Source organism: Metabacillus niabensis, from assembly GCF_020524345.1.
GTDB classification, from domain to species: domain Bacteria; phylum Bacillota; class Bacilli; order Bacillales; family Bacillaceae; genus Metabacillus; species Metabacillus niabensis_B.
The window spans coordinates 55,778-67,772 of the sequence record NZ_JAIVLH010000012.1; the positions used below are offsets into that span (position 1 = coordinate 55,778).

Annotated in this window: 10 protein-coding genes; 2 read left to right on the plus strand and 8 right to left on the minus strand. The window is 38.3% G+C overall.

Annotated elements, in window-relative coordinates; all coding sequences use genetic code 11:
- Positions 1 to 4 precede the first annotated feature (4 nt).
- From LC095_RS14230 to LC095_RS14245, 4 genes are all read right to left on the minus strand, one after another.
- Positions 5 to 1,723, minus strand: a complete 1,719-nt coding sequence (locus tag LC095_RS14230; protein WP_226528774.1) for an IucA/IucC family protein — start codon at positions 1,721 to 1,723, stop codon at positions 5 to 7.
- Positions 1,695 to 3,521 carry an IucA/IucC family protein gene (locus tag LC095_RS14235; RefSeq protein WP_226528775.1) on the minus strand — a complete coding sequence of 609 codons (1,827 nt, stop codon included), beginning with the start codon at positions 3,519 to 3,521 and terminating at the stop codon, positions 1,695 to 1,697. Before LC095_RS14235 ends, LC095_RS14230 begins: the two co-directional genes overlap by 29 nt.
- A 135-nt stretch (positions 3,522 to 3,656) precedes the next feature.
- Positions 3,657 to 4,622, minus strand: coding sequence for an ABC transporter substrate-binding protein (locus LC095_RS14240; RefSeq protein ID WP_226528776.1), 966 nt, complete (start codon positions 4,620 to 4,622; stop codon positions 3,657 to 3,659).
- A 97-nt stretch (positions 4,623 to 4,719) separates the two neighbouring features.
- Complete coding sequence (locus LC095_RS14245) at positions 4,720 to 6,273, minus strand: helix-turn-helix domain-containing protein (protein WP_226528777.1); 1,554 nt, start codon at positions 6,271 to 6,273, stop codon at positions 4,720 to 4,722.
- 194 nt (positions 6,274 to 6,467) lie between these two features.
- Between LC095_RS14245 and LC095_RS14250 the strand changes: the two genes are divergently transcribed.
- Both LC095_RS14250 and LC095_RS14255 read left to right on the plus strand, forming a co-directional pair.
- Positions 6,468 to 7,460 (plus strand): FecCD family ABC transporter permease, encoded by a 993-nt coding sequence (locus LC095_RS14250; protein ID WP_413467490.1) that lies wholly within the window; start codon positions 6,468 to 6,470, stop codon positions 7,458 to 7,460.
- Positions 7,460 to 8,491 (plus strand): FecCD family ABC transporter permease, encoded by a 1,032-nt coding sequence (locus LC095_RS14255; RefSeq protein WP_226528779.1) that lies wholly within the window; start codon positions 7,460 to 7,462, stop codon positions 8,489 to 8,491. The genes LC095_RS14250 and LC095_RS14255 overlap by 1 nt, the downstream gene beginning before the upstream one ends.
- A 52-nt stretch (positions 8,492 to 8,543) precedes the next feature.
- Here the strand turns inward: LC095_RS14255 and LC095_RS14260 are convergent, their stop codons facing one another.
- From LC095_RS14260 to LC095_RS14275, 4 genes are all read right to left on the minus strand, one after another.
- Positions 8,544 to 8,879: an antibiotic biosynthesis monooxygenase family protein gene (locus tag LC095_RS14260; RefSeq protein ID WP_226528780.1), complete on the minus strand. Its 336-nt coding sequence runs from the start codon at positions 8,877 to 8,879 to the stop codon at positions 8,544 to 8,546.
- A 132-nt stretch (positions 8,880 to 9,011) separates the two neighbouring features.
- Complete coding sequence (locus LC095_RS14265; protein WP_226528781.1) at positions 9,012 to 9,428, minus strand: YbaN family protein; 417 nt, start codon at positions 9,426 to 9,428, stop codon at positions 9,012 to 9,014.
- Positions 9,429 to 9,715: 287 nt separating this feature from the next.
- Positions 9,716 to 10,489 carry a TerC family protein gene (locus LC095_RS14270; RefSeq protein ID WP_078431619.1) on the minus strand — a complete coding sequence of 258 codons (774 nt, stop codon included), beginning with the start codon at positions 10,487 to 10,489 and terminating at the stop codon, positions 9,716 to 9,718.
- Positions 10,490 to 11,015: 526 nt separating this feature from the next.
- Positions 11,016 to 11,915 carry a PhzF family phenazine biosynthesis protein gene (locus LC095_RS14275; RefSeq protein ID WP_226528782.1) on the minus strand — a complete coding sequence of 300 codons (900 nt, stop codon included), beginning with the start codon at positions 11,913 to 11,915 and terminating at the stop codon, positions 11,016 to 11,018.
- Positions 11,916 to 11,995 lie beyond the last annotated feature (80 nt).

Sequence of the window (11,995 nt, forward strand, 5' to 3'; positions counted from 1 at the left end):
CCTGCTAATGAATTTGACTAAACACATTTTTTACTAAATGACGATATTCTTTTTGCTCGTTTTGAAGCTTCTTTGTTACTAGAGATTCAACATAAATATCTGGTTTTGCATACTGGATTTTTTGATGACGTTCTTGTAATCCCGGATGTTTCTTCAAATGGTTTGAGATCGCCATTTTTATTTTCTTCCAAAACAATTCTTCATGGAGGCTAGTTTTTTCTTCAAGAAGATACGCCAGCTCACTTAAATGAAAAACAAACAGTGTATCCATCACTAATTCTCTCAATGCTTCTACAGATGACATCCAATAATAGTGATCTGCAGGGGCATTTCGGTATTCTCTATGAATCTTCTCAAAATCTGGAACAAACCTGGTATCTGAGACAAATTCTTGTGTATATTCGATACTTTCATGAAAATCACGTAACACAATTCGTGTTGGCCAACCGTTTCTATGAAGCAAAATCATATTCTGAGCATGTGCTTCAATGGCAATTCCGTGTGCGACTAACAAATGCCATATTGGAACTACACTCACTTCCACTAAACGCTCTACCCAGTTTTCAACTCCATAGTGAGCCAGCCAATTCTCAATAAATAATTGTCCATCCTGTTCACTCATCATAAGGGCTGTAAATGGGACAGCCTCTTCGTCTACATTCATATATGTTCTAATACTTTCCCGCCAAATTACGCCAAGCTGACCATGTAACTTAGAGCCTTCCTCACATTCAACACTAATTCCGGCATATTCCTTTAACACGACAAGTGAAGCATCACGAGCTAAATAAGGATCAGATTGTAGAACCTTTTCCAGCCATTCTGAAATAAAAGGTGCTGCACAAATAGAAGGAGATGATATCGTTCTTAACGATGAAGTGTTGACCATATTCATCGGCAATTTAAGGTACGCCTTGTTCGGATTGGATTGATTCCATAGTGTACGGACTGATTGTGTAGCTCTGTATTGATCACCTTTTTCAGACAATAGAATGAGCTCGCCTGTTGCTAGTAAATGTGATAATTGCGGATATAGAGATTGCCATTGCCATGGATGGATTGGAAGAAACGTATACTCTTTATATGTTGCACCTGCTTGAGTAAGTTGTTCATTCAACTCATGCCACATGTCTTCCCCCAGCTCCCGCTTCCAAAATTTTTGTTCATCCTCAAGTAATGACACATGTACATTGTTTCTTTTTGCAGCTGTCCACTTTAGAGTAAAAACCTGTTTTGCCTCCGGGCCATATGCTTTATGATCATCTAATGTGAAGCCTGTTCGAGATTTAAAACATGGATGATAAGGATGTCCTTCAACAACCTCAGACTCCAGTTCCTCATAACTTGAATGCCTTCTAGATAATGGCATTGCTAGGTGCGTTTCATTCCATTCACAAAGCTTTATCGTCTGTGAGAGCTCATGGAAAACACGCTTATGAATGTATTCGTCATTTATACACTCTCTAAGCAGCTCATCAATTGTTACTTCTTTTTCCTGATCATCAGGTAAAAGTTGAAAGATGCTTGCTTCGTTTAGGCGAATTCGATCAAATGCACTCCTTCTACCATTGCAACAATATGTCTGCTTCTTCCCATAAAGGTGAAAAACTCCATTTCTTACCTCTTCATAATCGATTAACCCTTCATACATCATCGCTTCAACCAACTGCTTCTTTACTCGATTAGATATCTTGTTAGAAGGTATATGATAGGATTTTTGCATCTTTTTCCTCCTTGTGATGCACGAATAGTGGATTGGCGATTTGAGTGTAAATGGCCTGCTCTAGCTCAGCTGTTAATTCGTCTACATTATGAAATCTCGTTAATAAGTTTGCTTTATGTGACAGGTTTTCTTCATGAAGTAATTTGTAGACAAACCTTTTTCCTTGCCCTGTTAGATCCTTTTTTAGTGCATGTAATTTTTGGACTGTCATGTTTATCAGGTCTGTTTCTGTTAAGAGTTGATCTGCTCCAAAGCGATAAATCACAGAAAATAGTTGATTGACAACTAAGTAGTAAGTAAATCTTTCTTGAATCATGTTATCGTCATAAAATAACTCTGACGTTTCGAAAAGACCAGGTTCCATGAAAAGAAGTTCTTTTTGACGTGATGATGAGAGATAGTAGCCCTGATTATCACGATAATAGTAATGTTCCGGATAACCTGTTGATACATCGAGTACACTATTTTGTTGGTGTGCTTCCAACGCAATTCCATGTTCATCATAAAGTCGGATCAACGGTTCAATTGAACAAGACCAATATTTATCAAACCAGTCGAAACTCACTTCTTCCACTGACCTGCCTTCTCTATGTGCATTCATCGTAACCATGTTACTCAGTCGTGATTTTTGATTAGGAAAAGGATCTTGCACAATGGAGGCAATTGAACTGATTCCTTTGGTTTTTCCTTCCTTGAAAAGGTTCGATCTCATAATCACTTCAAATCCTGATTCTTTTTTAAGCGGAAAATCCACAGTCATATAAGCAGGATCTTCGATAATTGAAAAAGTAGGATACTTTTCCAAGAATGGAAGCTTTTTAAGAAGACTCGACATGACAACTCCTGCCTTAAGTTCGTGCTTTTTATTAACTCTTAACGAATTGGTTACCTTTACAGGAATCGAGAATTTAAACATCCAGTCTTCCTTCTCACAGTAAACCGTTCTTATTGAAGATGTTGCGGTAAAGTTAGGTCCCAACACGCCAAGTTCTTTTATCGTTCCTGTTTCCATTGCCTTTTTCACTTCATCCTGCTGCAGCAGCCATTGAGCTTGAAGTGGATGCATGGGAATTAAACAAGTTTCCCCTTCAATTGTGAAAGATGGCAGATCCTTCACTACGGATTGAAGGATGATGTTACTTGCACATTCTGACATGCTTGATGATTCTGTGATAAGATCCCGATCAACTTGAAAGTAATGCAGCTGGAACTTCCCTTTTAATTCAGGTGCAAAGCTTTGTTGCTGCCAGCTTGACATTCCTTGCCTGCTTTTAGGAGTAGGGTGAAGCCAATGTCCAAATAAAAGCGACTGTTCATTCTCAATAAATGTTGAATCTCCTTCAGACAAAAGAGGCAAATCATCTTTTCTTTCTTCAATATAGTGAGTCATCGTTTGATAGCTTTCTATGACCCGAAGAATGAGTTCATCATAATGTGATGCAAGTTCATAGCAGCCATTCGCCCTTGCTATTAGATGAAGTTCTTGAATAAGGTTCATCATGATGTTTAATCTGTCTTCTGTTTTCCACCTGTTTTCGTTTGGACAATATTTAAGTGATGTGCCAATCTGATGTTTTCCAACTTGAGATTGATAAAGTACCTCAAATGCATATTTATCACCTTGCATATGTAAATGCAGTTCAACTATCTCGCGACCGTTAAGAATACAGGAGGAACTATTTTCTTTCTTCCATTTCTCTGTTTCTATCCAGAATCCATTATCAACTTCACGCAAATAACAATTAAGAAATGCTTGTAATGTTGCTTCTACTGCAATCTGTTTGGCGGTTAAATCCATTATTACACCTCTTTTTAGAGTCTTTAGTCCTACTAATTGATAATCATTCTCAATGATGAGGAGGAAAATAGTCTTCCTTTACAGAAGACTATTTGACTACTAACAGTTTCGTATTTATCTTTTACATTCAAGTCATTATTCACCTAATAATAATGTCTCAATTTCCTTCAATCCTTTTTGGCGTTCGATCGGATCCCAGAAACCCCATGTAGTTGTAAGGGTATGAACGTTTTTATTTTTCACAGCCTCCAGGTTATTCCATACTTCACCTTCTGTAACGGAATCATAATAGTCACCACTATTAAAATACGTTACATCTAGTATATGATCAGGGTTGTATTTAACTAATCCTTCAATTGATATATTCTCACCGAAATCTTCCGGAAGATTTTCTGCTGGTGTTAATTTCAAATCATCAAAAAGCAATGAATTTGTTGCATGATTTGTCGTTCCAAATACACGAATATCTTTCTTATTAATCGCTACTGCCATAAATGTTTCATCGCCGACTTTTTCTTTAATACGCTGACCGATTTCTTCGGCTTCTTTTTCCATTTGGTCAATAACCTTCTGCCCTTCTTCTAATTTCCCGGCTGCTTCAGCAACTTTTAGATGATCTTCCTTCCAATCTCCCCCAACTTCTACAACCACAGTCGGAATTGTTTCAGCTAATTGATCATAAAGAGGCTTGTATCGATCACTAATAATTAATAAGTCCGGATTTAACTTTACAATTTCCTCTGGATCAATTTCATCCGCATAAGGAAGAGCTGTTACTCCCTCTAATTCTTCTGTTAAATGTGGCGGGAATTCATTGTCATAGGCCATGACTGCATGTGGTTTTACCCCAACTGAAACGAGTGAACCTTCCCATGATACGTGTGATAGAAGAACAATTTTCTCCGGGTTCACCGGTACTTCTGCTTCACCATATAAATGTTCAACTGTACGAGTTTCAGCAGCGGTTTCCTGCTGTTCCTCAAGTTTTGTATCTTCCTCTTTATTTGCTTCTCCCGTCGAAGCTGTTTTCTCTCCACCTGAGCATGCTGCTAATACTAAAAGCAATAGCACCATACTCCATGAAGCTATTTGTTTCACCATGGTTACTTCCTCCTAAATGATAATGAATTTCATTAATAATGATAACAATTATCAATTACAAGGAACATGGACATTTTTGTCTTTTTTCATGGACAAATCAGACAATAAGTTTTGAATGTTGAAGCTCTGATGCAAACTGAACAAGCATATGCTTTCTGCCCAATGGCCCCCACGGATCCCATTCCTGACTTTTAGGGTAATATACTTCCTTTGACTGGACCGCCCTCAACGCTTTCCATTCATTTGACTGAACAACTCGCCACACATCTTTTTCACGACTCCAGAGAATAAGAAGCTTGTCACAGTCCAAGTTTGCCAGCTCTTCCACCGTCACAACCTGATATCCTGTATCCGGTACATCCGGATGTGGCTCAAAGCCCAGTTTTTGATAAAACAAGTCAAGACATGCATGATGCTGGCGCCCATATAGACGTATTTCTTCCTGTCGAATCCATATGACTGCCCAATTTCCTTTCCTTGTTAAAGGGCATAATTCATCTTTCACTTTTGTTTCCAGACAAGTTATTTCATGTTCAATTCCATCTACCAAGCTTTCTACATGAAACAACCGGGCGATTTCTCTGAGATAGTCATTCCAATTTGTTTGCAAAGAAATATGCTCGATTTTTTGTTGATGTGATAGAAGGACTGACTGAATTTCTCCATTATGCAATGGGGTTTTAATAATGATATCCGGTTGTGTGAAAAGAATTTCCTCTGGTTGAAACAACTTTTCTGCATTTAGTAGTCTTGTCCCGTGTAACTCTGATTTCAAATAACCGGGAATCCCTTTAGTAGCTGGATATTCCGTTGGATAAGCAGGCGCTGCAACAGGTTGAATTCCTAATGAAAGCAAGTGATCTTGTAAAAAGAGTTGACTCACGACAGCTACTCGTTCCTTTGTTCTTTTCATATAGATCGTTGGTGGTTGTCCTACCTTTTGTTTGAAAATCCGACTAAAATAAAACTCATCTTGCAGCCCTACCTTTAAGGCAACTTCTTTTGCTGTTATTCCCTTATTTTGCAGCATGAGTGTTTTCGCTGCTTTCATCCGCTCTGTAATTAAGTATTCCTTTGGAGACATGCCTACTTGTTTCTTAAAAGCTCTTGTAAAAGAACTTGGTGTCATTTTGGCTTTCTCTGCAAGAGCTGTTACTGTATAAGGATTTGTCAAACGATTTTTTATAAATGCTTTTGATTCTTCAATTCGATCTACCTCTGTTTGATCTGTTAGTAGAGATAGAAGATTCCATACAATTGCCTGAAATTTACACAGATCAGAAATGGACGTTCTGTTTTGACATTCCATTGCTTCCTCCCAGAGTGGTACAACTTTTGCCGGAGCTTGATCAGCTAGTGGAAGGGATGGTGGCAAGGTGAAATCATTTCTTCTTTTATTCCATGACAAAGTATAAACAGTGAGAAGCTGCCCGGATAAAGATGTGATGTTATATTCCTCTGTCAGGATATAGCTTTTTCCCTCTGTCACCTTTCGCTGATCGGTTTTATTAGAAATCTGACCGATACCTGCTGCAATATATATAAGAGTGTTTGTTTGGTTTAATAGGCTTAATCTTTCAACAACTCCTTCCCTTATTTTTAGAGTAGAAACCCTAAAGCAACATTCATTCAACGGCTTTACAGTAGTCATAACATTCACCTTTCATTCGTTTGATTCTTAAACAGAATGTTGAAAAAGAATTGACAAAAAACCTTTTTCAATAGTAGATTTATAAGCAATTATGTTCTAATTGAAAATGAAGATCATTTTCATGTAACGAAGGGATGGATAGAATGGATAAACCGATTACCCCCACTGTGGTACAACTGCAAACAGATTCTTCTATGCGTAAAAAAGCGAAGCTTGTCGGTGTAGCAGGATTATTGTGCGTTTTTCTTTTTTTACTTGTTTCAATTGGGCTTGGCGCTGTTTGGATTTCTCCTTCGGTTATAGCTGATTCTCTTTTTTCGTTCCAAAACAGTCATATTGAACACCAACTTATACGAGAGGTTCGAATTCCACGTGCTTTGACCGCTGCTTTGGTGGGGGCTGCTTTAGCGGTGGCAGGTGCCATTATGCAAGGGCTTACTCGTAATCCTCTCGCAGATCCATCCATTATTGGCATTACACACGGGGCCGGCTTGGCAATTGCCGTGTCGCTAGCTTTTGTGGGTTCAGGTTCCTATTGGAATTTGCTGTTATGGTCTTTTGCCGGTTCTGCAATAGGAGCCTGTCTTGTCTTTGTTTTTTCCGTTATAGCTAAGGACCGAATTTCCCCTGTGACACTTACATTAGCAGGTGCAGCTCTAAGTACACTTTTTAGTGCCCTTTCGACTGGTATTGCTTTATATTTTCAAGTATCACAAGATCTTAGTTTTTGGATTGCCGGAGGTTTGTCAGGTACAAAATGGCTACATGTCATGATTTTGGTTCCAACCGTTTTGATTGGTCTCATTCTTTCACTTTTTATTAGTCGTTCTTTAACGATCCTGTCAATGGGAGAAGAAGTAGCAACAGGGCTTGGACAATCTCTTGCCAACATACGTTGGATCGGGATCATCACCGTTGTCCTATTATCTGGTGTTGCGGTCTCAATTGCTGGAGCGATAGGGTTTATTGGACTTGTGATTCCACATATCATTCGACTCCTACTAGGATCGAATTACCAGGTCGTGATTCCATTAAGTGCCATTGCAGGTGCCTTGCTCCTAATTGTTGCAGATATTGGCGCCCGAATGATTAATCCTCCATTTGAAACACCGGTAAGTGCGATTACAGCATTAGTTGGTGTACCGTTTTTCCTTTATTTATCACGTACGAAAAGAGGGTATATGTAATGGATTGGAAAGAAGCAGTCCTTCGCTCAAAAGTTTGGTTGATCACGATTATATTGTTCATTTTCAGCATATTCGTATTGAGTCTTTCAACAGGGAGTCTCCCCATTCATCTAAAAGAAGTAGTCACTACATTTGCCGGAAATGGAACTCCTCAACAAGAACTTGTCCTATACCAACTTCGTTTACCGAGAATGCTTATCGCACTATTAATAGGTGCCGGGCTCGCTCTATCAGGAGCTATCTTACAGGGTCTTTCCCGCAATTCTTTAGCTGACCCGGGAATATTAGGTATTAATGCAGGTGCCGGGCTAACCGTGGTATTTTGTATCTTTCTGATTGGCGAAAACAAGAATACCATTTTGTCTTCACCAGGTCTATTACCGGTCTTTGCGTTTATTGGTGCCATTACTATTGCATTGCTTATCTATAGTTTTTCATGGAAAGGCGGTATCGAGCCTGGACGATTACTTCTCATGGGACTTGGCTTTAATGCTTTATGTGGCGCACTATTAATTATTCTTCAATTAAAAATGGATCCGAAAGACTTTCAACAAGCAACCATCTGGTTAACCGGAAGCATATGGGGAACACAGTGGCCATATGTTTGGGCATTGCTCCCTTGGATTGTCATTTTATCTCCTCTTGCTTTTTTTAAGGCAAGATCCATGAATCTTCTCCAATTCACGGAGGCTGTTCCTGTTGTATTAGGTGTAAACGTAGAGTCAGAACGGCGAATTCTTTTATGTTTATCTGCTGCATTGGCTGGAGCATGTGTTGCAGTTGGCGGTGGTATTTCATTTATCGGCTTATTAGCGCCCCACCTTGCAAGACGACTTTGCGGTGCAAATTATTTTTCCGTTTTACCTGTTTCAGCACTTATTGGTGCCTTGTTATTACTTGTAGCCGATATGATTGGAAAAAATTTATTAGCACCTGCTGATATTCCTGTAGGGATTGTGATTTCAGTGATTGGTGCCCCTTATTTGATCTTTATGTTAATGACAAGAAAGGGGACAGGGATGGCTCGTTGAATCATCAATCGCCCAAAACAATAGAGTGTTGGGCGATCACTTTTTTAAGATATTATTGGATATGAGAAGGCTCTCTATATTCTTTTGTGCTCAAAACGTGATACACATCCTGAGAGCTTTCAATAATATAGGATGGTGATGGCTTTCCGCGCTTTTCCCGGTGTCCGGCCAGATGAATGTCACTCGTCTCCCAAGCTTTCCAATCACTTTCAGATTCCCAGCGAATCATAATGACAACTTCTTCGTCCCCTCTTCTTTGTTTCTTTTTCAAAACACTTAAATCAATAAATCCCTGTTGCTGTTCAATGATTCCTTCTCCTGAAAAACGCTCCACCATTTTCTCTGCATTTCCCTCCGTAACAATTACTGTCTTCATTTGTATAAACATTCCATTTTCCTCCTTTTTCTTTCTTTCTAATAGTATAAATGGTAATGATAATCATTTTCAATATCGAATGAAAAAATAGAGAGATATCCCTATATAAAGATGGAATCTTTACAAAATGCAAATAAGCACGAACTATAGAGTTCGCGCTTTATCATGTTTTGTGTCAACAGGACGAATGGTCTTGATTTTATAGATGAAATAATAATGTTTATAAAGAGCAAGGACAATAAATGTGATTTTCAAAAGAAGTATATCAATATAAATAACAGAAATGAGGATAAAGAAATCAGCAATGATATTGATGCGAATTTTCTCTTTGCGGGTCATCCCTTTCTTCTGTAAAAAGGACAAAACATATTTTTCATATATAGAAGTACTCTTAAACCAAGTTTCAACTGATTTAGAGCTTTTGGTGAAGCAAAAGAGGGCAAACAGATAAAAAGGACCTCCTGGTAGAACAGGTAAAACAGTTCCCGCTATACCGATTGCTAAAGAAATAAAGCCAAGAAGCATAAATAAGATACGTTTGATATTTTTAATTTCTTTCACCCACCCTTTCAGTCTGTCTAATACCTAGGTATTATTTTACCATTTTTCTTTTGAAACGGGCTTGTTTTTTATAAGAAATGCGTAAGCGCCTTGATCAGCCTAGGGCAAATAAGACGCAAATGAATCGAAGACGTTCTTTGTCTTCGATTCATAGTGGCTTATGCCCTCGAGGGGCTAGGCGCTGGAACTGGACACCAAACTAAGTATATATTTTATATTTTTTAGTCTATAAAAAAGGATGGGTTAATTTCAATGAATTAACCCACCCTTTGAATTCATTTATCTTATTAAGAACCCTTTTCTTCCAATGGTTTCTTGGAAGGTGCAAACCAACCGATTAGGGCAATTGCCACTAAAACTCCGTAGAAGACCAGAGTCCATCCTGTGCTGTGAGGGAAATGATGATCTAGGATCCCGATATCCTCATGAGCAAGGGTAATAACAGCCAATTTAACACCTACCCACGCAACAATCGCATATGCTGTTGTTTCCAATGCCGGACGTTTGGCAAGAAGTGCCACAAACCATGTTGCAGCAAATTTAATCAAGACAAGACCTGCAATACCACCAAGAAGAACAACAATGAATTGTCCTCCATCCATTCCACCGAAGTTTCCAAGTGGTGAATCTGGAAGACCTAGTGCAAGAGCAACAGCAGCCAGAATTGAATCAATCGCAAAAGCAAGGTCAGCTAATCCAATCTTCCCTACAGTTGGCCAGAAACCTTTTCCACGTGATTCCTTTTCTTTTTCCTCACGAATATTTTCATTTTCTTTCCCGAATTTAGCTTGAATAACATGCTTTAATCCCAGGTAAAGAAGATATGCTGCTCCAATCGCCTGTATTTGCCAGACGTTTGCAATAAATGAAATGGCAAATAGTGCACCAAATCTAAATACAAATGCCATTAAAATTCCGTAATTTATTGCCCTTTTTTTCTGATCTTCAGGTAAATGCTTGGCGATTACTGCTAATACCAGAGCGTTGTCAGCGGATAATAATCCTTCCAACCCGATCAGTATTAACAGAGCCCAAGCATATTCTAACCAAATTGACTCCATCTACCTCTCTCCTTGCTATCATAAAGAATTATATATAAATTTTTCTATACCTATAGGCTTCCCGATTAAGTGACCGGTACTCTAAGATAGGATTGCTAATAATTACTATTCAGTTAGTTACTATTCGGTTTTCTTGTTTAAAAGTTGTTTTTCGCAACTCTACTGCTTTCTTGTTTTAACGTGAAAACAGGTCAATCCTTTACGCTCCACAAACATTTTAAAATTAGGATTCAAAAACAATAATTTCGATGAAAACAGCCTATTGACCCCTTTATAAAGAGTCTTATTATAAGTCATCATTTTTAATACTTTGTCCACTAATTCCCTTTTTCCGTAGGAACAAAACAGGAATTGACGATGATATTACTATATTCTCTCCTGTTTGACTCAATAATTTTAGCATATTTATCCACAAAAAGGGGGATAAATTATACAATTTTGGTCTAATGCTGACAGGCGTGAACAAAAATTGTTCACGCCTGATGTCATGTAACTTTAGGATTAACATCATTAATAATGATGAATGCTACTCTTTTACAGTCATTTGAATATCCTTAACATAAACAGCACTTCCGGAAATTTGTATATCAACATCATTTTCTGTCTTTGTTACCTGTACATTAACCCTACCGTCTTTCCCCATTTCATGACCTTGTTCAACGATAAGATGTAATGGATTTTCTTGTTTGGCATTTATATACCTGGCATAATATGCTCCCATCACCCCAGAAGCTGTTCCTGTTACAGCATCCTCAATTGTCCCGGAAAATGGAGAAGAGAAATGGCGGGCATGCATATCAGCTTTTAAGTCGATCGTTTCCAAACAAAAAGGATGGATAGATGATTTTGGCATTTCCTTTAATATAGTGGGGAATAGCTTATTATTAGGTTTCATTTTTCCAAACGCAGTAAGATTCGAGATTGGAATTAGTAATGTCCAAGTTCCTGTACTACCGTATAGAATGGGTAATTTGGGATCAATATCTTCCCGCGATATTCCTATTGAATGGGCTAATTCCTCTATTGAACCATTGAATTCCTTAAACTGTGGTGAGGCCTGATTCATTGTTATGTATAGATCATCATCTGCAGTAGTTTCAATCTTTATCGGTAATACACCGGCTTTGGTTTCAATGGTGATATTCCTTTTATCCCCTAACATCCCTCTTGAACTTAACGCATATACAGTTGCGATTGTAGCATGTCCACATAGATTCATTTCATGTCCAGGTGTAAAATAACGGATTCTACTATCCGCGATCGCTGATTTAACTGGAAAAGCAGTCTCATTAAACCCTACTTTGAATGCAATTTCCTGCATCTGTTCATCGGTTAAATCCTCTCCATTGAGCACAACACCCGCCGGATTTCCTTTATTAGGTTCCTTGCTAAAGGCATCATAATGAAACACGTTTACTGATTTCATATTTCCCCCCCAAAAAACAGTAGATACTTCCAATTCATCACATTTTACCATAATTTTTTCTCTCTTTTCAGAATTTTATT

Coding starts and splice junctions, on each gene's coding strand:
- LC095_RS14230 (WP_226528774.1), bottom strand. CDS start 1,723: ATGCAAAAATCCTATCATATACCTTCTAACAAGATATCTAATCGAGTA.
- LC095_RS14235 (WP_226528775.1), bottom strand. CDS start 3,521: ATGGATTTAACCGCCAAACAGATTGCAGTAGAAGCAACATTACAAGCA.
- LC095_RS14240 (WP_226528776.1), bottom strand. CDS start 4,622: ATGGTGAAACAAATAGCTTCATGGAGTATGGTGCTATTGCTTTTAGTA.
- LC095_RS14245 (WP_226528777.1), bottom strand. CDS start 6,273: ATGACTACTGTAAAGCCGTTGAATGAATGTTGCTTTAGGGTTTCTACT.
- LC095_RS14250 (WP_413467490.1), top strand. CDS start 6,468: ATGCGTAAAAAAGCGAAGCTTGTCGGTGTAGCAGGATTATTGTGCGTT.
- LC095_RS14255 (WP_226528779.1), top strand. CDS start 7,460: ATGGATTGGAAAGAAGCAGTCCTTCGCTCAAAAGTTTGGTTGATCACG.
- LC095_RS14260 (WP_226528780.1), bottom strand. CDS start 8,879: ATGTTTATACAAATGAAGACAGTAATTGTTACGGAGGGAAATGCAGAG.
- LC095_RS14270 (WP_078431619.1), bottom strand. CDS start 10,489: ATGGAGTCAATTTGGTTAGAATATGCTTGGGCTCTGTTAATACTGATC.
- LC095_RS14275 (WP_226528782.1), bottom strand. CDS start 11,915: ATGAAATCAGTAAACGTGTTTCATTATGATGCCTTTAGCAAGGAACCT.